Below are 23,470 nucleotides of genomic sequence, written 5' to 3'. Positions count from 1 at the left end.
CCCTTACGATTGAGCTTGCTTTTGAAATAGCTCGCGGAAAATTGGGAAAATATCATCAACAGATTGAATGTTTTTCATCGCAAAATTATCAAATTCTTCAGCAATGGCTTCGTATTCTTTCCATAAGGTTTGATGTGCTCGTTTTGTGATTTCAATGTAGGAATAATACTGACAAGCTGGCAGTAATTGTTTTACCAGAATCTCTCGGCAACGGGGGGAGTCATCTGCCCAGTTATCCCCATCGGAGGCTTGTGCCGCATAGATATTCCATTCATTGGTTGGAAAACGGTCTTTAATTATGTCATTCATGAGTTTTAAAGCGCTCGAGACAATCGTGCCACCGGTTTCTTGAGAATAGAAAAATTCATGTTCATCCACTTCTTTCGCTTGAGTATGATGGCGGATAAAAATCACTTCGACATTTTCATAGGTGCGGGTAAGAAATAAATACAGTAATACATAAAAGCGCTTGGCAATGTCTTTGGTTGCTTGATCCATCGAGCCTGACACATCCATTAAACAGAACATTACGGCTTGACTGGACGGAATAGGTTTACGCTCATAGTTTTTATAACGTAAATCAAAGGTATCAATAAAAGGCACCCGAGCGATTTTTTCTCGTAACTCAGCAATTTCAGCTTTGATGCGTGTTTCTTCTAAAGGTTGAGCTGGTTCGGTGAGTTGTACGTCATCTAATAAGCCTTCTAATGCTTTAAGTTGCTTGCGTTTTGCCGCTGTCATCGCGGTTCGACGGGCAAGCGATTGTTGTAATGAACGGACAATTGCAATATTAGAAGGAATACCCGCCGTTTGGTATCCAGAGCGATGGGTTTTCCATTCGGTAATTTTATTAACTTGGTTTTTCTTTAAATTCGGTAGCGCAAGATCTTCAAACAGAATATCGAGGTATTCATCTTTAGATATTTGAAAAATAAAATCATCGCTGCCTTCACCATCGTTACTGGCATCTCCATCTCCTGAGCCACCGCCTGCGCCGCCAGATGGTGGGCGATCAATTTTATCTCCGGTTGAGAATTGATCATTACCTGGGTGAACGCGCTCTTTAATACCGCCTGTGCCTTGATGAAAGGTCGGTTCATGAATATCTTGATTAGGAATCGTTACATCCTCACCCGATTCCGTATTAGTGATAGAGCGCTTTTTAACAGCTTCTGCAACAGACTGTTTAATCTGCTCTTTATTTCGACGTATAAAGCGCTGACGATTGACGGTACTTTTGTTTTTCCCATTCAAACGTCGGTCAATAAATTGTGCCATAGCTCCTCCCCAAAACCGCTTTCCGCTTAATGTTGAAAAGAGCAACAAAGTTAAGTTAATCAGTACTTCGTTGCTCTTAGCGTCGATTAAGAGGATTTACGTACACGTAGGTACCATTCTGCTAATAAGCGAACTTGTTTTTTGGTGTAGCCTTTCTCCATCATGCGAGCAACAAAGTTGTCGTGTTTTTTCTGATCATCGGTTGAGGTTTTCGCATTAAATGAAATCACCGGAAGTAACTCTTCGGTATTGGAGAACATTTTTTTCTCAATCACCGTACGCAGTTTTTCATAGCTAGTCCAAACCGGATTTTGTCCGTTATTATTGGCGCGAGCACGAAGCACAAAGTTGACAATTTCATTACGGAAATCTTTCGGGTTACTGATACCGGCAGTTTTTTCAATTTTTTCTAGCTCATCGTTTAGCGCCGAGCGGTCAAATAGCTGCCCGGTTTCAGGATCACGATACTCTTGATCTTGAATCCAGAAGTCAGCATAAGTGACATAACGGTCAAAGATGTTTTGTCCATATTCTGAATAAGATTCTAAATAAGCGGTTTGGATCTCTTTACCAATAAATTCCACATATTTAGGGACAAGATAGCCTTTTAAAAACTCTAAATATCGGTCTGCGGTTTCTTGAGGGAACTGCTCACGTTCAACTTGTTGCTCAATCACATAGAACAAATGAACTGGGTTGGCGGCCACTTCAGTTTGATCAAAGTTGAATACGCGAGAGAGAATTTTAAAGGCAAAACGAGTCGATAATCCAGACATCCCCTCATCGACACCCGCGTAGTCACGATACTCTTGATAGCTCTTAGCTTTTGGATCAGTGTCTTTGAGGGTTTCACCATCGTAGACGCGCATTTTGGAGAAAATGGAGGAATTTTCTGGATCTTTTAGACGTGACAAGATACTAAATTGCGCCAAGATATCGAGCGTACTGGGTGAGCAGGGCGCATGATGCAATTCACTATGTGTCAGTAGTTTTTTATAGATCTTAATTTCTTCCGACACTCGTAAACAATAAGGCACTTTGACGATATACACACGGTCTAAAAAGGCTTCGTTGTTTTTATTATGGCGGAAGGTTTGCCATTCGGATTCATTGGAGTGAGCGAGGATCATCCCTTCAAACGGTAATGCAGATAACCCTTCAGTGCCGTTGTAGTTGCCTTCTTGTGTCGCCGTTAAAAGCGGATGTAGCACTTTGATCGGAGCCTTGAACATCTCAACAAACTCCATCACGCCTTGGTTGGCTTTACACAATGCGCCAGAATAGCTATAGGCATCAGGATCATCTTGAGAATAATGCTCAAGCTTACGAATATCCACTTTACCGACTAAAGAGGAAATATCTTGGTTGTTTTCATCACCTGGTTCGGTTTTCGCGATGGCTATTTGATTAAGAATCGAAGGGCGAACTTTGACGACTTTAAACTGAGTAATATCGCCACCAAATTCTTGCAACCTTTTGGCGGCCCACGGTGACATAATGGAACGTAAATAACGAGAATCGATGCCATATTCACTTTTTAATAACGCGCCATCTTCATCGACATTAAATAAGCAAAATGGGTGATCATTTACCGGGCTACGGACTCCATTAGCAGAGAGTACATAGATAGGCATTTGTTGCATTAACGCTTTTAATTTCTCTGCCAGAGAAGATTTCCCCCCGCCAACAGGACCGAGTAGGTAAAGAATTTGTTTACGCTCTTCTAGCCCTTGAGCAGCATGCTTTAAGTAAGACACAATTTGCTCTATGGCTTCTTCCATGCCATAAAAATGTTCAAAGGTTTTATAGCGAGAAATCACTCGGTTAGAAAAAATACGACTCAATCTAGGATCTTTTGAGGTATCAATGATTTCAGGTTCCCCGATGGCTAACAACAGCCGCTCTGCAGCGTTGGCATAAGCACTTTTGTCCTGTTGACATAACGAAAGAAAGTCTTGTAGAGAAAGTTCTTCATCTTTCGCGGCTTCATAGCGTGATTGGTAGTGGTCAAAAATACTCATAGCGAAATCCCCTTGAACTTGAATATGTCGAATGATGAGATGACAAAAATTCTTATACCTATGTCACTGTAAGATGTGATTTGCGGTGAGAATAAAACAGTTTTTTACTCACTGTCTGTGAGCGATATCCAAATGATTCACTGAGTTTCGCTTGCTAGAAAGAGGACAATTTTCCGTTTTGACCTATTTCTTAACTCATCATTAGGAAAAGCGCTCATGAATCTCGCATCCTACGGTTATTTGGGTAGAAAGCCCCTATCAATAAGACTAGTCCTATTTTTGGATTTTGCTTAACAATTATGCACTTATTTATTGAAGCATTTGCAGTTCATCACATCTATTAGGCTGAAAAGTTCAAATAAGAGAAGGGAAATCAGAGACCATTATTAGGCGATTTTATGGTGGGAAAATGGCAAATATATAAAAAAAGAACGTAAAAAAGCGCGCCCAGGTGAAGGAGCGCGCGATATATTACTTAGTTCACGAGCAAATTAAGCGTTAAAAATCTGACTTAACTCTGTCGCCGATAAATGATATTGACGAGGACAGTTACGCCATACGTTTAACATGCGGCGATACTTATCTTGCATTGGCATTTGAGCGTTAAAATGGTGATCGGCTTTATCGAAATGAGGGTACATACCTTCAGAGTCGACTAGGAAGCGAACATAGTTAACGGCTTGATGCTCAGTAGCAATATCAAAACCTAAGAATTGTAAGCGACGTTGGTCAACTTTGGACTTATCAGAATCCGATAGCATGTTATAGGATTCTTGCATCGCATGGTACATTTCCATGATATCGATGATTTCACGACAAGATTCTTCTTCCATGTAACCAAAGTTTTTATCTAACTCACGCATTTGCAAACCGTATCCACGCTCTACAATGGTTTGTAAGCGTTTAAATTTCTTTGCTTCGCTAGGCTCAAGACTTGCCATTAGGCGATATTGGTTTGAAAGAATCAAACGCTGTGCATGTGTCATTTCCATTTTTGACCTCAGTAGTTTAGATGTAATTTTGAGTGAATAAGTCTCACGATGTCGTGAATTAGAACATCACGTTGTTATGATATTTACTCAATATCGCAACGACGTTTTCCATTGTTTCCTTTGAGGGTGGTTCAACACCTTCAAGTGGATAATCATGCCCTAATGCTTCCCACTTATGCGCACCAAGTTTGTGATAAGGGAGCAATTCAATTTTTTCAATATTGTCCATGTCTTTAATGAACTCACCCAGCATTTCTGCCGCTTCTAAGTCATCGGTATAACCTGGAACGATAACGTAACGTAACCATGTTTTTTGGCCGATTTTATGTAAATAGCGCGCAAAATCTAACGTACGACGATTAGATACCCCAATAAAATCATGATGGATTTCATCTTTCATATGCTTGATATCTAGCATTACAAGATCGGTGGCATCCAGAACTTCATCGACAACCTCGGTGTGTTTACGGATATAGCCATTAGTATCAAGACAAGTGTGAATGCCTTCTGCTTGCGCGGCACGGAATAAGTCACGCACAAACTCAGGTTGTAACATAGCTTCACCACCTGAACAGGTAATGCCGCCGCCTGAAGCATTCATAAAGTGACGGTAAGATTTGGCCTCCTTAATAATTTCATCGACAGAGACTTCTTTACCACCATGAGTGTCCCATGTATCGCGGTTATGGCAATACATGCAACGCATTAAGCAGCCCTGCATAAAAACGATGAAACGAATTCCAGGGCCATCAACTGTGCCACAGGATTCATAAGAGTGAATACGACCGATAGTAGACATAGGAAAATTCCTTAGCTTTATAATGTTTTTATTTTATTACAAAAAATAGGGTTAACCTAGGTTAAAAGGGAGATTTTTGTAGGAAGAATGTTTAATCCCAACCTAAGGATGTGTCACTAATTAATGTGTTGGGTATAAATCAGACTAAAAGTAAAAATAGAGATAAAGAAAGCCCCACTCCGAAGAGTAGGGCTTCATTATTCTGATTTCTCTAAAAAATTATAGAGATTCAGTGAAAGTACGTGCGATAACGTCTTGTTGTTGCTCTGAAGTCAGAGAGTTGAAACGTACAGCGTAACCCGATACACGGATAGTTAGCTGAGGGTATTTCTCTGGGTGCTTAACAGCGTCTTCAAGAGTTTCACGGTTAAGAACGTTCACGTTTAGGTGTTGGCCACCTTCAACGCCTGCTTCATGGTGGAAGTAACCATCCATTAGACCAGCAAGGTTCGCTTTCTTCGCATCGTCAGTTTTACCTAGTGCATTAGGTACGATAGAGAAGGTGTAAGAGATACCATCTTGTGCATCAGCAAACGGTAGTTTCGCTACTGAAGTTAGAGAGGCTACAGCACCTTTCTCATCGCGGCCGTGCATTGGGTTAGCACCTGGAGCGAATGGAGTACCAGCGCGACGACCGTCTGGAGTGTTACCAGTTTTCTTACCGTATACCACGTTTGAAGTGATAGTAAGAATTGACTGAGTAGGAGTCGCGTTGCGGTAAGTCTTAAGCTTACGGATTTTGCCCATGAATACAGAAACAAGTTCACATGCGATGTCATCAACGCGTGGGTCGTTGTTACCGAATTTAGGATAATCACCTTCGATTTCGAAATCGAGAGCTAGACCATCTTCATCACGGATTGGTTTAACTTTTGCGTATTTGATTGCAGATAGTGAGTCAGCTGCAACAGATAGACCCGCAATACCACAAGCCATTGTACGACGAACGTCACGGTCATGAAGAGCCATTAGAGACGCTTCGTAGCTGTATTTGTCGTGCATGTAGTGGATAGAGTTCAATGCTGTTACGTATTGTTTTGCTAACCAATCCATGAAGTGGTCCATTTTGTCCCACAACTCGTCGTAATCAAGGTATTCACCAGTGATTTTGTCCATTTTTGGACCAACTTGGATTTTTAGCTTCTCATCCACACCACCGTTGATGGTGTAAAGCATAGTTTTCGCAAGGTTTGCACGAGCACCGAAGAACTGCATTTGTTTACCAACAACCATTGGAGATACACAACATGCGATTGCGTAGTCATCAGATTGTAGGTCAGGACGCATTAGGTCATCGTTTTCATACTGGATAGAAGAAGTATCGATAGATACTTTTGCACAGAAGTGCTTAAAGCCAGCAGGTAGTTGCTCAGACCAAAGAACAGTGATGTTTGGCTCTGGGCTTGGACCCATTGTGTATAGGCTGTTTAGGAAACGGAAGTTAGTACGAGTAACTAGTGTACGTCCGTCAAGACCCATACCACCCATTGATTCTGTTGCCCAGATTGGGTCACCAGAGAACAATTCATCGTATTCAGGAGTACGTAGGAAACGAACCATACGTAGTTTCATTACGAAGTGGTCGATCATTTCTTGAGCTTGTTCTTCAGTGATGCGACCTGCAGCGATATCACGTTCTACGTAGATATCTAGGAAGCTTGAAGTACGACCAAGAGACATTGCCGCGCCGTTTTGAGATTTAACTGCTGCTAGGTAACCGAAGTAAGTCCATTGGATTGCTTCTTGTGCAGTTTCTGCTGGGCGAGAGATATCACAACCGTATTTTGCAGCCATTTCTTTGATTTGGCCTAGTGCACGGTGTTGCTCTGCGATTTCTTCACGTAATTGCATTGTTGCAGTTAGGTCTTCGCCATTTTCAAAACGCTCTTGTAGAGACGTGAATTGAGCGAATTTGTCTTTCATTAGGTAATCAATACCGTATAGCGCTACGCGACGGTAGTCACCAATGATACGACCACGACCGTATGCATCTGGAAGACCAGTTAATACGCCAGATTTACGACATTTCATGATGTCTGGAGTATAGATATCGAAAACACCTTGGTTATGAGTTTTACGATATTCTGTGTAGATCTTCTTAACTTCTGGGTCTAATTCACGACCGTAAGCTTTACAAGAACCTTCAACCATGCGAATACCACCGTTAGGGATGATAGCGCGTTTTAGTGGAGCTTCAGTTTGAAGACCAACGATAGTTTCAAGATCTTTGTTGATGTAACCTGCATCGTGTGCAGTGATGGTAGAAATAACAGAAGTGTCAAAATCAAGTGGAGCAAGAGTCTTGTTCTCAACCTTGATACCTTCCATTACTTGAGCCCAAAGCTTGTTAGTTGCTTCAGTACCCTCAGAAACTAGGAAAGATTCATCACCTTCATATGGTGTATAGTTCTTTTGAATGAAATCACGAACGTTTACTTCGTTTTGCCAATCACCTTCAGCAAAACCTTCCCAAGCTTTAGCAAATTGCTCTGCCATGACATACCTACCTTTATTAGTAGAAAAAATACATACTGCTGTGAAACTACTACAATGAGTAATCACTGCCCTGGAGCACAGTACACTCTGATAAATAATACTGATGAGCTAAAAATAACCCATTAGTATTAGTATTCAAGTAACGCTATCGTACGCTACCCAAATAAAATGACAAAGGAAACCGATATTTTACTTCAGCGCTAGGCTTAGATTTAACTACATAAAGACTAGTGTGTTCATGCCAGTTAGCAACATCATTTTCGTTTCTTTGTTCAGTATAATCGAATTTGAACTCTGTGATTTACTGTCGTCAAAACTTAACAATAGACATGACTTCATGTGTTGATCTCGATCACTTTATGTAAACAATTTACGCAAAATTACAAATTATTTTATAAATTATATAATTTTTTTTGAATTGAAGGGCAGTTAAATTTGTTTTATTTGGTTGAACAGAATGTTGAAGAAAAAGTAAGCAGTCATTAACTTTATGCTTACCTAAGTCTTGAAGTAAGTTAAAATGCCTATATTATGCATAAAAATTCAAAATATCAGCCTACCAACAATGGAGTTAACACCGAGCTAAGTTTGCATGCCATAAAAAGCAATGCTAGTTTGTTTAAACCATTAGGAAGATGGGTGTTAACAAATAGGGAGTAATAGCGCATGACGGATGTACCCGCGCTACGTATCAAAGACTTACATAAGACTTTTGGGAAAAATGAAGTTCTCAAAGGTATTTCATTATCTGCCAATAAAGGCGACGTGATTTCTATTATCGGATCTTCTGGGTCAGGTAAAAGTACTTTTCTTCGTTGTATCAATCTATTAGAAACGCCAACCTCAGGTGATATCTGGGTTAATGATGAATTAATTCAGATGAAAACTAACCGTAAAAATGAAGTTTTTCCCGCCGATGATAAACAAGTTCAACGTATTCGCTCACGTTTAGCGATGGTTTTCCAAAGCTTTAATCTTTGGTCACACTTGACCGTACTTGAAAATGTGATCGAGGCTCCAGTTCATGTATTAGGTGTCCCGAAAGCTCAAGCGATTGAAAATGCAAAACTGCTGCTAAAGAAAGTGGGGTTGTATGATCGTAAAGATTATTACCCGGGCCATTTATCCGGTGGTCAGCAACAACGGGCAGCAATTGCGAGAGCGTTAGCCGTTGAGCCAGAAGTGATGCTATTTGATGAACCGACCTCGGCTCTTGACCCTGAGTTGGTCGGAGAAGTGTTAGGGGTTATGCGTGATTTAGCCGAAGAGGGGCGCACCATGCTGGTGGTGACGCACGAAATGGCCTTTGCACGTGATGTTTCAAGTCATGTGATGTTTTTACACCAAGGAAAAGTAGAAGAACAAGGCGCACCAGAGAAATTATTTAATCATCCGGAATCGGAGCGCTTCAAGCAATTTATTTCTTCGGTGTATTAATCCAATGCGTCGTAATGGATTACGATAAATATTGAACCAGTGGTGTAGGGCAAGTTATTGCTGAGCCATTGCTTAAATAACGAACTTTGCGATAACAAAGCAGAGCATAAAGAAAGCAACACAACAAAAACATAATCACAGGAGTATGGAAATGAAAAAGTGGTTTTTAGCAGCGACATTGGCTGCAACAGCATTATCAGGGGCAGCACAAGCCAAGGATTGGAAGACGGTTCGTTTTGCGACAGAAGGCGCTTATCCTCCCTTTAACTATACCAATGCCGATGGCACGTTAGCTGGATTTGATGTTGACCTTGCTAATGCACTTTGTGAAGAGATGCAGGCTAAGTGTCAGATTGTCGCTCAAGATTGGGATGGCATTATTCCAGCACTACTTGCTCGTAAATATGATGCGATTATCGCGGGCATGTCGATTACCGAAGAACGTAAGAAAAAAGTCGCGTTTACACATAAATACGCTTTGATCCCTAATAAGTTTATTGCGAAAAAAGGTGCCAATCTCCAGTTTACTAAAGAAGGTCTAAAAGGAGTTAAGATTGGCGTTCAACGTTCAACCACTCATGATCAATATATCGAAGATAATTACAAAGGCATTGTAGATGTTTCTCGCTATGGCACATTTGATGAAGCTTACCTAGATTTAGAAGGTGGGCGAATCGATGCGGTATTTGGTGATGCTTCTGCTTTGCAAAGTGGCATGCTAGATAAAAAAGAAGGCTATGAGTTTACAGGCCCATCATTGACTGACGCTCAGTGGTTCGGTGACGGCTTTGGTATTGCGGTGCGTAAGCAAGATCAAGACTTAGCGACTCAATTAAATACAGCGATCGATTCTCTGCGTGCAAAAGGTATTTATCAGAAAATTGCCGCGAAATATTTCTCTTATGACGTTTACGGTGAATAAGCCACTTTAAAATTAGAGGCAGTACTGGTTTAAACAACGAAGACTGCCTCTCACAAAATTAGACCTTTATGATGTTAGATTTTTTACAAGGTTATGAACACACCATTTTACAAGGCGCTTTGGTTACGATCGAAGTCGCGTTGCTATCTTTGGTTGTGGCGGTGTTGCTTGGTATTTTAGGAGCACTGGCAAAGTTATCGCCTTATCGTGGATTACGTACGCTCGCGACCATTTACACCACTATTATACGAGGCATTCCTGACCTTGTGCTCATGATGCTGATCTTCTTTGGTGGGCAAATCCTGCTGAATAATTCTTTATATTCACTCAATGAGCAGATCAACAGTTGGATGACCCAATATGATCCTAGTCATGAGTGGATGTCTTATTTACCCGATTATATTGATGTCAGTCCTTTTACCGCTGGAGTGTTAACCATTGGCTTTATTTTCGGTGCTTATATGGCTGAAACTTTTCGCGGAGCCATCATGGCAGTCGATCATGGTGAATTAGAGGCCGCTAAAGCTTATGGCATGAGCGCTACGATGTCTTTTCGTCGTATTTTATTACCGCAAATGGTGCGTCATGCTATCCCAGGGTTTGGGAATAATTGGTTAGTTTTATTAAAAACCACGGCTCTGGTGTCGATTATTGGTTTGGATGATATGGTTCGAGTTGGGGCGTTGGCCGCGGGCTCTACTAAAATGCCATTTACTTTTTATATGACAGTTTCCGTGATCTTCTTATTTTTTACCAGTGTATCTATTGGCTTATTAAGGTTATTAGAGCGCAAATATACGATTCATATAAGGTAGGCATAACATGGATTTTTCAGTTGTGATTGACAGCTTACCTCTGTATTTTCAAGGTTTATGGACCACATTTTGGTTAGTGGGGCTCTCTTTAATAATCGGTTTATTGATTGCTATTCCAGCCGGAGTGGCTAGAACCAGTTCGAATCCTTTGATCAACTTTCCCGTGTGGTGTTATAGCTATTTCTTTCGTGGCACACCGTTATTAGTGCAGCTGTATTTAATTTATTACGGTAGTAATCAGTTCATGCAAGTTCGTGACACGTTATGGGAGCATGCTTGGTTTTGTGCATTAGTGGCTTTTGTCTTAAATACAGGGGCTTATACCGCAGAAATCTTTGCAGGGGCAATTAAAGGTTTGCATAAAGGGGAAATTGAAGCAGCAAAAGCTTACGGTATGCCGAAGTGGAAAATTTACCAACGTATTATTTTACCCAGTGCCTTAAGGCGAGCCTTACCTGCTTACAGTAATGAAGTGATCTTTATGCTTCACGGTTCAGCGGTGGCTGGTATTGTGACTGTGATGGACATCACGGGTGTGGCTCGCTTAGTGAACTCAAGAACGTATGCGCCGTTTGAAGCTTTCTTTACCGCCGGCGTATTCTATATGATCTTAAGTATGTCGATTATTTACGCGTTTAAACAAGCCGAGAAAAAGATGCTGGCTTACGCGAGACCTTTGAGTTGAATTATTATCACCGAGCTGAATTAAGGTGTGTTAGCTTACGTTAAGAGACGTTAAATCGCAGAGAGATAAGAATGCCAGCAAACCGAATATTGCTGGCATTCTTTATTTTATATAGCGTTTTTGAATTATTTAAAAACCGACCAAATAGGGGCGTGATCGGAAGGTTTTTCAATGCCACGCAACTCGTAATCGATACCGGCCTCAACACATTTTTCAGCAAGAGTTGGCGTTGCTAAAATTACATCAATACGCAGGCCGCGGTTATCGTCAAAACCACGTGAGCGATAATCAAACCATGAGAATTGGTCATCAACCTTAGGATGTAGATTACGGAAAGTATCTTCAAAGCCCCAATCTAATAAGGTTTTCAGCCATTCACGCTCTTCGGGTTGGAATGAACATTTGCCCGTTTTTAGCCAGCGTTTTGCATTCGGTTCACCAATACCAATATCTAAATCAATCGGGCTAATATTGATATCGCCCATGACGATGATTTGTTCATCGCTAGTATGGTGAGTATTCAAATGGGTCATCAAGTCTTTATAAAACTGACGTTTGTATGGGAATTTGGTTTCATGCTTGATGTTGTCACCTTGCGGGAAGTAACCATTCATCACGGTCGTCTTCTGACCGCTTTCATCTTCAAAGGTAGCCATGATCATGCGGCGTTGGTGTTCATCAGTATCGGTTGAAAAGCCTTTTTGCACCGAAATGGGCTCTTGCTTACACAGCATCGCCACACCGTAATGCGCTTTTTGACCGTGGAAATAAACGTGATAGCCCATGGCCTCAACATCCGCGAGTGGGAAGGCTTCATCGTGTACTTTAATTTCTTGTAGGCCAATCACATCAGGTTGATGTTTATCAATGATGGCTTGCAGTTGGTGAAGACGGGCGCGAAGGCCATTAATATTGAAACTGATTACTTTCATAGTCGGTCAATCCAATCCGTGAGTATTGAGAGTGATCCCATCATACAGACCATTGTGACGATAGGGTATGGTGAAGATTTTGTTTGTTGGATTTATGTACAAAAAAGGTGGGAAATGATCGGTAACACTAAGCGTTTCCTGTTTAGTGTTACCGTCAATGAGCGGGATTATTCGTTGAACCAATAGCCTTTGTTGACTAAGGTCGTCAATAAGTTAATTGCAGCGGGAATGCTGGTTAAAGAGCGTAAAGTTTGTGGCTCGATATCATCATAATCACATAGGATTTGCGCTAGTGGTTCAAGGCCTTCTTCCAGTTCAAAGACTTCGCCATTAATGTATAAAGTATTGGGCTTATGCTCATGATAGACCGCACGTAAGCCGGCCACTTTGTAGAGTGGTTGCTCAGTTTGGATATGTTGCATGAGTTCATCGGCATCAAATTCTTCTTCTGGCACAATAATGTTCAACTGGTGGCGTGACTGGCTTAACATGCAACCTAAGAAATCTTCAATACGATTAGGGTCTTCTAACGCACTGGTTAACATACGGGTTAAATGTTGCGTATCTTGCGCTTGGATCATGCCAAAACCAGTTTGAGTTTGTTGTTCTGGGTTGTGCAGATGAACATCGCCAATATCATGGGCCAAAATATAATCGGCAAAGTTGCTTAAGAGCTCTTGTTCTTTTGGCGAACGGAAACCTACAGAATAGCTCATTGATGGCTCTAAAGCGTAGCCATCATGTGGGAAACCCGGTGGAATATATAAAATATCACCCGGCTCTAGAACCTCATCAATGATTGCATCAAACTGTTTAATTTGACGTAAGGCCTGTGCTTGAATCACTTCTTCATATTGACCTTCATCTTTTGCACCCACACGCCAGCGACGCTTACCCATGCCTTGGCAAATGAAAACATCGTATTGATCGATATGTGGTCCAACCCCACCATTTTCGACAGCAAAACTGATCATCACATCATCAAATAACCAGCCTGGCATAGATTGAAAAGGCGTAACTAATTGCGCAACGTCAGAGTGCCAGTGATTCGCTGCCTGAACTAATAAAGACCAATGGCTTTCAGGTAGGTCGGAAAATTTGTCTTCAGAAAATGGGCCATGTTCAGCGGTCCATTGATTGTTATGGTTGGAAACAAAGCGTGAATCAATGACTTCTTCCATTGCCAATCCCGCTAATTCGTCTGGAGAGATCGGATCAACAAAGCCACTTTGTGGTGACTCAGTGAAAAAACCACCTTTGATGACCGTGGGCTTTTTTTGCCAGAATTCTTTGAGGAAAGTCTCTAAGCTAAATGAAAGTTGATACATGGGACTAAGGCCTATATGAGGACATATCGTATTTATCGATATGTTAATTTAGAAACAGGCGCAGAGTGTACCAGAAGATGTCCATGCAACGAATCATTCTAAGTCAAAGTAAAGATTTGATGATTATTTATTAGCAGATCAAGGGGATTTGAAGAGGACAATAAGTTAGACGGTGTATTGATTGGTTAAATGTGGAATTAAATTTGTCATTTTTAGAGTCTAACTTCGTTATTAATGTGTGAGCAAAATCTAATCTGCATTATTTGTATTATTATAATATTCATTTTGAATCCTATAACCTCTGAGATATTGTTATGAAAATAAAGTCAAAATTATTATTAAATACGATTGTTGTCGCTCTTTCTGGCCAGTATGCAATGGCAAGTGAATTTGTTCAAATAGATCCTGTTGCTCTGAATGATTTGAAAGTAGAGTTAAAAGAGAATAAAGCAGTACCATTAATCAGTGACCGATATCAAGATTTATTAAAAGATGCAGATAAAAATTTAACCAAAAAGAATCCATCAGTTATGGATAAAACGATCATGCCACCGAGTAATGATAAGCATGATTATCTGAGTATTAGCCGTTATTGGTGGCCTGATAGTAGTAAAGCTGATGGGCTTCCGTGGATTCGTAAAGATGGGATTACTAATCCTGATACCCAAAGTGATGATGTTGACCGACCACGAATTAGTAGAATGAGTCATGCTGTTTATAATTTATCCTTAGCTTATTATCTTTCTGGAAATGAAGAATATGCAGAGAAAGCAGTCAGTATGGTTAAAACCTGGTTTATTGATCCTGAAACTAAAATGAATCCTAATTTGAATTATGCTCAATCGGTACCGGGATACAATGAGGGCAGACGAGCTGGAATTCTAGATGGGCGTTTTATTCAAACTCAAATTTTAGATTCCATTAAGATTCTTGAAAATTCAAAGTCATGGACAAAAGAAGATCAAGAGCAGATGAATACCTGGCTTGAACAACATTTAGATTGGTTAACTAAAAGTGATATTGGTATTGCGGGAGCTAAGCAAACGAATAATCATGGAACTTGGTATCGTTTCCAAGTGAGTTCTTTAGCTTACTTCTTAGGTGAGGATGATATTGTTAAGCAAACTATCAATGAAACCAAAGACAGTATGAAAACACAGTTTGCCACTGATGGTTCTCAACCAGAAGAGTTAGCCCGTACAAGAAGTTTCTTTTACAGTGGTTTTAACTTAAATGCACTTAGTCGTGTTGCCATTGTTGCCGATAAATTTGGCGATTCTATTTGGCAATATCAACCAGAAAAAGGAAAAAGTATTAAAGCAGGGTTTAACTTTATACTGCCTGTTGTCCATGGTGAAAAATGGAATTATGCTACTCCTGGTATCAAGCTAGAGTATCTGATTCCTGCATTAGTAAAATACAATCAATACAATCCAAATGATAACTTTGCTAAAGAACTACAAATCATTACTGGATATAAAGGGACTGATGTTCAAGAAGTGTATAATCAACTATCAATACTAGAAAATAACGAAATGTAAATTATTAATTAAAGAGTCTATACCTTTAATACTATTGATCTTTAAACCTCATACAAGACTGTATGAGGTTTATATTAATTATGGTTTATTTCGTTATTGATGATTGATTGATTTACTTTGGTTTGTATTTTAAATACAAAAACGCGAGCCCATAATAATGATCTCGCGTTGAGTATAGTGTCCTTATTTCAATAAATCCGTCAGTTTAACCGCATCACCGATGTAGTTAGCTGGTGTCATTTGTTTTAAGCGATCTTTTTCTTCTTGTGGGATTTCCAGACCGTCGATAAACGCACGCATACCTTCACCATCAACACGTTTGCCACGAGTTAACTCTTTAAGTTTCTCGTATGGTTTTTCAATGCCGTAACGACGCATGACTGTTTGTACCGGCTCAGCCAATACTTCCCAGTTTTTGTCTAGTTCAGCTTCTAGTGCGGCTTGGTTGACTTCAAGTTTACTGATACCACGCATAACAGAAGAGTAAGCGATGATGGCATAGCCACAACCCACGCCTAGGTTACGTAATACGGTTGAGTCAGTAAGGTCACGTTGCCAGCGAGAAATTGGCAGTTTTTGCGCAAGGTGAGTGAAGATAGCATTGGCTAAGCCCAAGTTACCTTCTGAGTTTTCAAAGTCAATTGGGTTAACTTTATGCGGCATGGTTGAAGAGCCGATTTCGCCAGCAATGGTTTTTTGCTTAAAGTGACCTAGAGCGATATAGCCCCAAACATCACGGTCGAAGTCGATTAAGATAGTATTGAAACGTGCAATCGCATCAAATAGCTCTGCAATGTAATCATGCGGTTCGATTTGAGTGGTGTACGGGTTCCAATCTACGCCTAGTGACTCAGTAATAAACTCTTCACTGAATTTGTGCCAATCTAATTCTGGGTACGCTGAAAGGTGCGCGTTGTAGTTACCTACTGCACCATTGATTTTCGCTAGAATTTCAACGTTCTCAATTTGCTTGTATTGACGTTCCATACGGTACGCCACGTTTGCCATTTCTTTACCCATGGTCGATGGAGAAGCAGGTTGGCCGTGAGTACGCGATAATAGTGGGATATCACGATATTCAACCGCAAGACCTTTAATCGCATCAATGATTTCGCGAATAGCAGGCAGAATGACCTCATCACGGGCTTCTTTAAGCATTAATGCGTGAGAAGTGTTATTGATATCTTCAGAAGTACAAGCAAAGTGAAGAAATTCGCTAACGGCATGTAGCTCAGGAACCGCTTCTACTTTTTCTTTTAGGAAATATTCAACCGCTTTTACATCATGGTTAGTGGTGCGCTCAATCGTTTTAATACGGTTTGCATCTTCTTCACTAAAGTTGGCTGCAAGTTCGTTTAAGTATTGGTTGGCTTCGGCACTAAATGCAGGGACTTCTGTAATAGCTGCGGTCTCTGAAAGCTTCTGTAACCAACGAATTTCAACGATAGTACGGTATTTTAGGAGGCCATATTCACTAAAGATGCTGCGTAACGCAATCGTTTTACTTCCATAGCGGCCGTCTACCGGTGAAACAGCAGTCAATCCTGACAGTTCCATGTGTATCTCCTGAATTGAATTGAGTTTAATTAAATAAGGGTGAAATAGGGTGGCAGTGATTACCAAGCACGAGCTAATAAAATTTTAGCTTGTTCGAGCATTTTTTTGCGGCTGAGTAATAAATGACGACGTCGGCCGCCAACTTGACGCCATAATACAGCACATCGAACACCGGCTAGTAGCAGGGCGCGAACTTTGTGCTGATTGAGTGTTTGTTGCAGTACTGCGGGTGTGCCTGAAACTTGAATGCGTGGACCTACTGGGCTGATAACATCTAGATAGACACTGGCTAGGTTACTGATCATTTGCTCATCAAGTAGGTCATAGTGTTCCACTTGTCGTTCAATGGTAGTGAGACGATCGGCTAATTGAGACATGGAATCTGAACGAGCGCTTAGCTTGCGTTCTAATGACATGATACTAATGATATAACGTGTGAGTTCGCTGCCTTTAGGCGTACTGTCAATGCCTTTGACTAAAGTTTCAAGGCCAAGCTTGAGGTTAGATTCATCACCAAAAACATCCAGGGTATTACGTGGGTTCATATTGATGATGGTATTTAACGTAGCTTCTAAGTCTGAATGATTACAATCTCCGTCACGCGCAATTTGTTGAACCAGAGCAACGGCCTGGCAGATGCCAGCAAAAGCGATAGTACGGTCATAAAGAGTGTTTGCCACGTTTAATTCTCCTAGAATACTGACCAAAAACAATAAAATGTAGACTTGATACTATAAACGAAAGGGCTACAAAGAGCCCTTAAAATTATTAAATTCTTTCTTCGATGATACCACCGCCTAGACAGACATCGCCTGAATAGAATACGGCTGATTGTCCTGGTGTTACGGCAACTTGAGGTTCATCAAAAATGACTTTGATGGTGTCTGCATCGATTGGCTCAATGGTACAAGCAATATCTTGTTGACGATAACGAGTTTTCACTGTGCAGCGAAGTGGTTCGGTCATGGTCTTACGGTCAACCCAATGTAGTTGAGAAGCCATCAGGCCAGATGATTTCAATAATGGATGATCGCCACCTTGAACAGCAATTAGCACATTACGTTTTAAGTCTTTATCAGCAACATACCATGGGTCTTCATTACCGCCGCCGCCTTTTTGACCACCAATATGTAAACCTTTACGTTGGCCTAAAGTGTGATACATCAAACCTTGGTGTTCACCAATGACTTTTCCTTCAGGCGTTTCGATTTTACCCGGTTGAGCAGGTAAGTAGCGTGATAAAAAGTCGGTAAATTTACGCTCGCCGATAAAGCAGATACCGGTTGAATCTTTTTTCTTCGCGGTGATTAGGCCTTGCTCTTCGGCAATACGGCGCACTTCTGGCTTTTCTAAATCACCCACAGGAAATAGGCTACGAGCGACTTGTTGATGACTTAGTGTATATAAGAAGTAACTTTGATCTTTATTGTTATCTAAACCACGTAACATTTGTGGCACTTCACCGGCAGCCATTTGTTCAACGGTTGGGAAAGTGCGGCGAACGTAGTGACCCATAGCAATGAAGTCAGCATCGAGAACTTCATCGGCAAATTCCAAGAAAGCTTTAAATTTGATTTCTTTATTACACAAGATATCTGGGTTTGGAGTACGGCCAGCTTTATATTCGGCAAGGAAGTATTCAAACACATTATCCCAATATTCAGAGGCGAAATTGATGGTGTGTAAGTGGATACCTAGCTTGTCACAAACGGCCTGTGCATCAGCAAGATCTTCTGCTGCTGTACAATATTCTTCATTATCATCTTCTTCCCAGTTTTTCATGAAAAGACCTTCAACTTGATATCCTTGCTGTTGTAACAAGTAAGCTGAAACCGAAGAGTCAACACCACCGGACATACCGACGATGACTTTTTTGTTGCCGTTGTTGAGTTTTTGGCTGTTATCTGACATGCGTTAAATACCACAAAATGAATCTGGAGCGGATTCTAACAGAAAGTTATCGGCGGTGACAGATCCGTGAAGGAGTTCACATTCATTTCTACAGATAAAAAAACGATCCTGCTTTTATAATTGAATGTGTTGGTATTCACCCGGTTGCAATTGACCTAAATTCCAATCACCGATGGCATAGCGAATCAATCGTAAAGTTGGAAAACCAATATGAGCCGTCATACGTCTTACTTGACGATTTCGGCCTTCAATAATGGTAATTGATAGCCAAGTGGTTGGAATGTTAGCGCGAAAGCGAACCGGAGGGTTGCGTGGCCAAAGTTGTGGCTCCGGCATAATGTTAACTTGCGCCGGTAGTGTCATCCCGTCTTTTAGCTCAACTCCTTGACGAAGCTTGTCTAAATCGGCTTCGCTTGGAGCACCATCGACTTGTACCCAATAGGTTTTAGGTGCTTTAGATTGTGGCTGGGTAATTCGAGCTTGTAAGATGCCATCATTGGTCAGCACCATGAGTCCTTCGCTGTCACGGTCGAGGCGTCCGGCAGCATACACATGTTTGACATCAATATAATCGGCCAACGTTTTGCGTTGCTCACCATCAGTAAATTGGCTTAGCGTGTCGTAAGGTTTGTTAAATAATAAAACGATACGTTCACTATCGCGAATTGGTGCTGTGGTTTTTTTGGCTGCATGGTGAGGTTTTCTTTTGTTTTGTGCTGAGTAGTTTTCGCCGCCGTTTTGAGTCGAGTTTGTTTTAAACTTACGACGAGCTTGGGGCTTTTTAGAAGACGGTTTTGGGGTTGACATGTTAACTACCTTGCAAAAATGTAAACAAACGGAGTGGCTAAGTTTTAATAAACTAAGAATTGATCTAGTATGGTGCCGCTAAAAGAACAAGATAATAGACCAATAACTCTAATTTGTTTAATTCATTCGGGAATTTTTCCCCATAAAAGATTCCTTTGAACTGAAATAAAGACGTTGTTTATTGATTTAGCATTGTTGGATGAGTAAGCCGATAAGATGGCTTGTCACCATGATGACAAACCAATATCACGACAAATTGGAGCGACTCATGGTATGACATGCTGGTATTGATACAGTGTGTCTGAAGATTTTATTATCTAACACTATAGAAAGTGGTTATTGACCATTTTCTTGAGCCACACAGTCTTTCATCTATAAGGCTGTTCGATCTATATAGGGAAATTCAATGTCTACACACAAGCCAACAATTATTTACACTATTACCGATGAAGCGCCAGCTCTGGCTACTTATTCTTTATTGCCTATCATTCGCGCATACACAGCATCTTCTGGTATTAATGTAGAAACCCGTGATATTTCCTTGGCAGGACGTATTATTGCAAACTTTCCTGAATACTTAACCGAAGAGCAGCGCATTGGTGATGCTCTAACGGAGCTGGGTAACCTTGCCAACACACCTGAGGCAAATATCATCAAATTACCCAACATTTCGGCTTCGATTCCGCAATTGCGCGCGGCAATTAAAGAGCTGCAAGCAAAAGGTTATGCATTACCGAATTATCCTGATGAACCTAAAACAGATGAAGAGCGTGCGATTAAAGAAACGTACGATAAAATTAAAGGCAGCGCAGTAAACCCAGTATTGCGTGAAGGTAACTCTGACCGTCGTGCTCCGTTATCCGTGAAAAATTACGCGAAGAAAAATCCTCATTCAATGGGAGCGTGGGATGCTAATTCCACTTCACACGTCGCGAGCATGACGCAACAAGATTTTTACGGTAGCGAAAAGTCGGTAACCGTAGACGGTGCTCGTCAAGTTCGCATTGAACATGTCGATACCACAGGTTCAGTTGAAATATTAAAAGCGCCATTTGCTTTGCAAGATAAAGAAATTATTGACGCTGCAGTACTTAATAAAGCGGCCCTAGTTGAGTTTTTTGAACATGAAATTCAACAAGCTAAAGAGCAAGACATTTTGCTTTCTTTACACTTGAAAGCGACCATGATGAAAGTCTCAGATCCTGTGATCTTTGGTCATGCCGTCAAAGTGTATTACAAAGATGTGTTTGCTAAATACGGTGAACTATTTGAAGAGCTTGGTGTAGATGTCAACAATGGTATTGGTGATGTTTACAGCAAGATTGAAACGCTCCCAGCTGAACAAAAACAAGAAATTGAAGCCGCATTAGCAGCGGTTTATACGACTCGTCCTGCATTGGCAATGGTAGATTCAGATCGAGGCATTACTAACCTTCACGTACCTAGTGATGTGATTGTCGATGCATCGATGCCTGCGATGCTTCGCTCATCGGGCAAAATGTGGAATAGCGAAGGTCAATTGCAAGATACCAAAGCGATGATTCCTGATCGTTCTTACGCCGGCGTGTATCAAGCGGTTATTGATTTTTGTAAAAAACACGGCGCTTTTGACCCTACGACAATGGGCAGCGTACCCAACGTTGGCTTAATGGCGCAAAAAGCAGAAGAATACGGTTCACACGATAAAACTTTCATTACTAAAAAAGCTGGTACGGTTCGTGTGATTGATGAAAATGATCAAGTACTTCTTGAACAAGATGTCCAAGAAGGTGATATTTTCCGTATGTGCCAAGTAAAAGATGCTCCTATTCAAGATTGGGTTAAACTGGCAGTTACACGTGCGCGCGCCACTAACGTTCCAGCAATATTCTGGTTAGATGAAAATCGTGCCCATGACGCTGAATTGATCAAAAAAGTGAATGCTTATCTTCCTTTGCATGACACTTCTGGATTAGAGATTAAGATCTTGTCACCTGTTGATGCCACTAACTATTCACTAGAGCGCATTAAAGAAGGTTTAGATACGATTTCGGTAACAGGTAACGTATTGCGTGACTACCTAACGGATTTATTCCCTATTTTGGAACTGGGTACGTCGGCGAAAATGCTGTCGATTGTACCGCTAATGAATGGCGGTGGCTTGTTTGAAACCGGTGCTGGTGGTTCAGCGCCAAAACACGTACAGCAAGTGGAAAAAGAAAACCACTTACGTTGGGATTCATTAGGTGAGTTTTTAGCTTTAGCCGCGTCACTTGAACATTTAAGTACGGTTGCCGGTAATGCGAAAGCCAAAGTTCTTGCTGAGACCCTAGATAAGGCAACAGGCCAGTTTTTAGACGAGAACAAGTCACCATCACGAAAAGTGGGTGAGTTGGATAACCGTGGTAGCCATTTCTATTTAGCGGCATTCTGGGCGAAAGCCTTAGCCGAGCAGACTCAAGATGCGGAACTTGCTCAACAATTTTCAACCATTGCAGCGCAGTTGGCTGAAAATGAGCAGCAAATTGTGGCTGAATTGAATGGGGCGCAAGGTATCGTGGGTGACTTAGGTGGTTACTATTCATTTGATGATGAAAAAGTGTCGAATCTAATGCGTCCAAGTGCCACCTTAAATAAAGTACTTTCAACATTAAGTGAATAGATTCTCGAGCGAGACGTTCTCGATTTAATCACGCAAGGTTGTTAATAAAAGCCAGTTACTGTGAAGTGACTGGCTTTTTTGTGCCTGATCATTGGGAATAGTTGTGTTGAGACAAATCTGTATGGAGTATCCGCAACTGAGGTTGATTCATAGGAGGCGGGCAACTTGAATGGTAAGAAAGGGCAAAGTAGCTTAATGGAAAGCAGGGTTCGAAACAAAACTCGCGTTACGTTAAAAAGATATGAGTCGTGATAAAAGGCAATATAAACAGGATAAACAACAGTGTTAGTTAACACTGTTGTTTAGGTAGAGTTGTTTAGATACGATAATTTAGATAACGAAAAGAGGTTTGAAAGAGGTGTTACCTATTTACTTTGATCGTTATCAAGTGGCATAACGAGGCTTGCATGAGAGCCTTTAGGACCTTTTTCTACTTCATAGGAGACTTGTTGGCCTGCTTTTAACGTCCGGTATCCATCCATTTGAATTGTCGAATAGTGTGCAAAAATATCTCCTTCTTCACCCTCTGGACAAATGAAGCCAAATCCTTTGGCATTGTTAAACCATTTAACTGTTCCTGTAGCCATGCTTTACATCCCTCATGCTTTTTAACGATATAACGGTTAGTTTTTTAACCACTTCAGAACACAATTTAGACAATCATGACGGACAGTCAATAGTTGTTGTTGATAATTGTCGTTCAAAAGGTGAAATAGAGAGGTGGATTTAACTTTTTGTTAGTAAATGAAGTGGAGTTACATTTGTATGGGGCAGTTTGAGAACTATTGCTTTCTTTTTAGGCGGTTGATGTGTAAGTTTTATTGAATGGTAATCTTTTATTTGCAGGGATACAATTGGTGCATTAGTCTCTAATTAAGAAGACAGGTTGATAGTTATGTTTTCTATCTCTCTTGTTAATGAAAGTTGAATTAAACATGAATAAGCAATACCAATGGACTTCGCCAGATATCGATCTTCTGGAAGATGAGAAGACCAAATTGAAACCACCGGCGATGTATAATGTCATATTAAATAATGATGATTACACACCAATGGATTTTGTAATTGAAATACTGGGGCGTTTTTTCTCTATGGATTTGGAGAGTGCGACTCAGGTGATGCTCAAAGTGCATTACGAGGGAAAGGCCATTTGTGGCACCTTTACAGCAGAAGTAGCGGAAACAAAAGTGATGCAAGTGACTATGTGTGCCCGTGAAAATGAACATCCTTTGTTATGTACTATGGAGCAAGTATAAATAAAAACAGCTTAAGCTTTAGCTAAATATGAACAAATGAGTTGTTCTTTGG

Annotated in this window: 19 protein-coding genes; 7 read left to right on the top strand and 12 right to left on the bottom strand. The window is 40.9% G+C overall.

Annotated features, from left to right (window positions below; genetic code table 11):
- Positions 1–3: 3 nt before the first annotated feature.
- The 5 genes from VCA1004_RS06705 to pflB all read right to left on the bottom strand — a co-directional run bounded on the left by VCA1004_RS06705 (position 4) and on the right by pflB (position 7,586).
- Positions 4–1,278: a YeaH/YhbH family protein gene (locus tag VCA1004_RS06705; protein WP_086983931.1), complete on the bottom strand. Its 1,275-nt coding sequence runs from the start codon at positions 1,276–1,278 to the stop codon at positions 4–6.
- Between the two features lie 86 nt (positions 1,279–1,364).
- Entirely contained in the window at positions 1,365–3,299 is a 1,935-nt protein-coding gene (locus VCA1004_RS06700; RefSeq protein WP_086983934.1) for a PrkA family serine protein kinase, read from the bottom strand.
- A 491-nt stretch (positions 3,300–3,790) separates the two neighbouring features.
- Positions 3,791–4,291: a YfbU family protein gene (locus VCA1004_RS06695; protein ID WP_086983937.1), complete on the bottom strand. Its 501-nt coding sequence runs from the start codon at positions 4,289–4,291 to the stop codon at positions 3,791–3,793.
- 58 nt (positions 4,292–4,349) lie between these two features.
- A complete protein-coding gene (pflA, locus tag VCA1004_RS06690; RefSeq protein ID WP_086983939.1) occupies positions 4,350–5,090 on the bottom strand; it encodes a pyruvate formate lyase 1-activating protein in 741 nt (246 codons plus the stop codon).
- A gap of 219 nt (positions 5,091–5,309) precedes the next feature.
- Positions 5,310–7,586 carry a formate C-acetyltransferase gene (gene pflB, locus VCA1004_RS06685; RefSeq protein ID WP_086983942.1) on the bottom strand — a complete coding sequence of 759 codons (2,277 nt, stop codon included), beginning with the start codon at positions 7,584–7,586 and terminating at the stop codon, positions 5,310–5,312.
- A 666-nt stretch (positions 7,587–8,252) separates the two neighbouring features.
- On the opposite strand from pflB, the gene VCA1004_RS06680 reads away from it, so the two are divergent.
- The 4 genes from VCA1004_RS06680 to VCA1004_RS06665 all read left to right on the top strand — a co-directional run bounded on the left by VCA1004_RS06680 (position 8,253) and on the right by VCA1004_RS06665 (position 11,445).
- On the top strand, positions 8,253–9,023 hold the full coding sequence (locus tag VCA1004_RS06680) for an ABC transporter ATP-binding protein (RefSeq protein WP_086983945.1): 771 nt from the start codon (positions 8,253–8,255) through the stop codon (positions 9,021–9,023).
- A 151-nt stretch (positions 9,024–9,174) separates the two neighbouring features.
- Positions 9,175–9,945: an ABC transporter substrate-binding protein gene (locus tag VCA1004_RS06675; RefSeq protein WP_086983948.1), complete on the top strand. Its 771-nt coding sequence runs from the start codon at positions 9,175–9,177 to the stop codon at positions 9,943–9,945.
- Positions 9,946–10,016: 71 nt separating this feature from the next.
- Entirely contained in the window at positions 10,017–10,760 is a 744-nt protein-coding gene (locus VCA1004_RS06670; RefSeq protein ID WP_086984655.1) for an ABC transporter permease, read from the top strand.
- A gap of 7 nt (positions 10,761–10,767) precedes the next feature.
- On the top strand, positions 10,768–11,445 hold the full coding sequence (locus tag VCA1004_RS06665; RefSeq protein WP_086983952.1) for an ABC transporter permease: 678 nt from the start codon (positions 10,768–10,770) through the stop codon (positions 11,443–11,445).
- Between the two features lie 125 nt (positions 11,446–11,570).
- Here VCA1004_RS06665 and xthA read toward each other — a convergent pair whose 3' ends face one another.
- Both xthA and VCA1004_RS06655 read right to left on the bottom strand, forming a co-directional pair.
- On the bottom strand, positions 11,571–12,377 hold the full coding sequence (gene xthA / locus VCA1004_RS06660; protein WP_086983955.1) for an exodeoxyribonuclease III: 807 nt from the start codon (positions 12,375–12,377) through the stop codon (positions 11,571–11,573).
- A 167-nt stretch (positions 12,378–12,544) separates the two neighbouring features.
- The gene (locus VCA1004_RS06655; protein ID WP_086983958.1) at positions 12,545–13,705 is read right to left on the bottom strand and encodes a ribosomal protein uL16 3-hydroxylase; all 1,161 of its coding nucleotides are present in this window, start codon (positions 13,703–13,705) and stop codon (positions 12,545–12,547) included.
- Positions 13,706–14,019: 314 nt separating this feature from the next.
- On the opposite strand from VCA1004_RS06655, the gene VCA1004_RS06650 reads away from it, so the two are divergent.
- The gene (locus tag VCA1004_RS06650; protein WP_086983961.1) at positions 14,020–15,246 is read left to right on the top strand and encodes an alginate lyase family protein; all 1,227 of its coding nucleotides are present in this window, start codon (positions 14,020–14,022) and stop codon (positions 15,244–15,246) included.
- A gap of 183 nt (positions 15,247–15,429) precedes the next feature.
- Here the strand turns inward: VCA1004_RS06650 and purB are convergent, their stop codons facing one another.
- The 4 genes from purB to VCA1004_RS06630 form a co-directional block, all read right to left on the bottom strand.
- Positions 15,430–16,803: an adenylosuccinate lyase gene (gene purB, locus VCA1004_RS06645; protein ID WP_086983963.1), complete on the bottom strand. Its 1,374-nt coding sequence runs from the start codon at positions 16,801–16,803 to the stop codon at positions 15,430–15,432.
- 59 nt (positions 16,804–16,862) lie between these two features.
- Positions 16,863–17,483: a high frequency lysogenization protein HflD gene (hflD, locus tag VCA1004_RS06640; RefSeq protein WP_086983965.1), complete on the bottom strand. Its 621-nt coding sequence runs from the start codon at positions 17,481–17,483 to the stop codon at positions 16,863–16,865.
- An 88-nt stretch (positions 17,484–17,571) separates the two neighbouring features.
- Positions 17,572–18,714, bottom strand: a complete 1,143-nt coding sequence (gene mnmA / locus VCA1004_RS06635) for a tRNA 2-thiouridine(34) synthase MnmA (RefSeq protein ID WP_086983968.1) — start codon at positions 18,712–18,714, stop codon at positions 17,572–17,574.
- Positions 18,715–18,828: 114 nt separating this feature from the next.
- The gene (locus VCA1004_RS06630) at positions 18,829–19,521 is read right to left on the bottom strand and encodes an rRNA large subunit pseudouridine synthase E (protein ID WP_086983971.1); all 693 of its coding nucleotides are present in this window, start codon (positions 19,519–19,521) and stop codon (positions 18,829–18,831) included.
- 406 nt (positions 19,522–19,927) lie between these two features.
- Between VCA1004_RS06630 and VCA1004_RS06625 the strand changes: the two genes are divergently transcribed.
- Positions 19,928–22,162 (top strand): NADP-dependent isocitrate dehydrogenase, encoded by a 2,235-nt coding sequence (locus VCA1004_RS06625; protein WP_086983973.1) that lies wholly within the window; start codon positions 19,928–19,930, stop codon positions 22,160–22,162.
- A gap of 365 nt (positions 22,163–22,527) precedes the next feature.
- Here the strand turns inward: VCA1004_RS06625 and cspD are convergent, their stop codons facing one another.
- Positions 22,528–22,749 (bottom strand): cold shock domain-containing protein CspD, encoded by a 222-nt coding sequence (gene cspD, locus VCA1004_RS06620; RefSeq protein WP_086983976.1) that lies wholly within the window; start codon positions 22,747–22,749, stop codon positions 22,528–22,530.
- 348 nt (positions 22,750–23,097) lie between these two features.
- Here cspD and clpS point away from each other — a divergent pair, with 348 nt between their 5' ends.
- Entirely contained in the window at positions 23,098–23,418 is a 321-nt protein-coding gene (gene clpS, locus VCA1004_RS06615) for an ATP-dependent Clp protease adapter ClpS (RefSeq protein WP_086983979.1), read from the top strand.
- The last annotated feature ends 52 nt before the right edge of the window (positions 23,419–23,470 follow it).

The organism is Vibrio aphrogenes (assembly GCF_002157735.2).
Lineage (GTDB): Bacteria > Pseudomonadota > Gammaproteobacteria > Enterobacterales > Vibrionaceae > Vibrio > Vibrio aphrogenes.
Note: the sequence above shows the minus strand (reverse complement) of the source record. Positions and strands in the feature narration are given on the sequence as shown.

Excerpts from the sequence above, each read along its gene's own strand:
- VCA1004_RS06705 (WP_086983931.1), bottom strand. The coding sequence starts at position 1,278 with ATGGCACAATTTATTGACCGACGTTTGAATGGGAAAAACAAAAGTACC.
- VCA1004_RS06700 (WP_086983934.1), bottom strand. The coding sequence starts at position 3,299 with ATGAGTATTTTTGACCACTACCAATCACGCTATGAAGCCGCGAAAGAT.
- VCA1004_RS06695 (WP_086983937.1), bottom strand. The coding sequence starts at position 4,291 with ATGGAAATGACACATGCACAGCGTTTGATTCTTTCAAACCAATATCGC.
- pflA (WP_086983939.1), bottom strand. The coding sequence starts at position 5,090 with ATGTCTACTATCGGTCGTATTCACTCTTATGAATCCTGTGGCACAGTT.
- pflB (WP_086983942.1), bottom strand. The coding sequence starts at position 7,586 with ATGGCAGAGCAATTTGCTAAAGCTTGGGAAGGTTTTGCTGAAGGTGAT.
- VCA1004_RS06680 (WP_086983945.1), top strand. The coding sequence starts at position 8,253 with ATGACGGATGTACCCGCGCTACGTATCAAAGACTTACATAAGACTTTT.
- VCA1004_RS06675 (WP_086983948.1), top strand. The coding sequence starts at position 9,175 with ATGAAAAAGTGGTTTTTAGCAGCGACATTGGCTGCAACAGCATTATCA.
- VCA1004_RS06670 (WP_086984655.1), top strand. The coding sequence starts at position 10,017 with ATGTTAGATTTTTTACAAGGTTATGAACACACCATTTTACAAGGCGCT.
- VCA1004_RS06665 (WP_086983952.1), top strand. The coding sequence starts at position 10,768 with ATGGATTTTTCAGTTGTGATTGACAGCTTACCTCTGTATTTTCAAGGT.
- xthA (WP_086983955.1), bottom strand. The coding sequence starts at position 12,377 with ATGAAAGTAATCAGTTTCAATATTAATGGCCTTCGCGCCCGTCTTCAC.
- VCA1004_RS06655 (WP_086983958.1), bottom strand. The coding sequence starts at position 13,705 with ATGTATCAACTTTCATTTAGCTTAGAGACTTTCCTCAAAGAATTCTGG.
- VCA1004_RS06650 (WP_086983961.1), top strand. The coding sequence starts at position 14,020 with ATGAAAATAAAGTCAAAATTATTATTAAATACGATTGTTGTCGCTCTT.
- purB (WP_086983963.1), bottom strand. The coding sequence starts at position 16,803 with ATGGAACTGTCAGGATTGACTGCTGTTTCACCGGTAGACGGCCGCTAT.
- mnmA (WP_086983968.1), bottom strand. The coding sequence starts at position 18,714 with ATGTCAGATAACAGCCAAAAACTCAACAACGGCAACAAAAAAGTCATC.
- VCA1004_RS06630 (WP_086983971.1), bottom strand. The coding sequence starts at position 19,521 with ATGTCAACCCCAAAACCGTCTTCTAAAAAGCCCCAAGCTCGTCGTAAG.
- VCA1004_RS06625 (WP_086983973.1), top strand. The coding sequence starts at position 19,928 with ATGTCTACACACAAGCCAACAATTATTTACACTATTACCGATGAAGCG.
- cspD (WP_086983976.1), bottom strand. The coding sequence starts at position 22,749 with ATGGCTACAGGAACAGTTAAATGGTTTAACAATGCCAAAGGATTTGGC.
- clpS (WP_086983979.1), top strand. The coding sequence starts at position 23,098 with ATGAATAAGCAATACCAATGGACTTCGCCAGATATCGATCTTCTGGAA.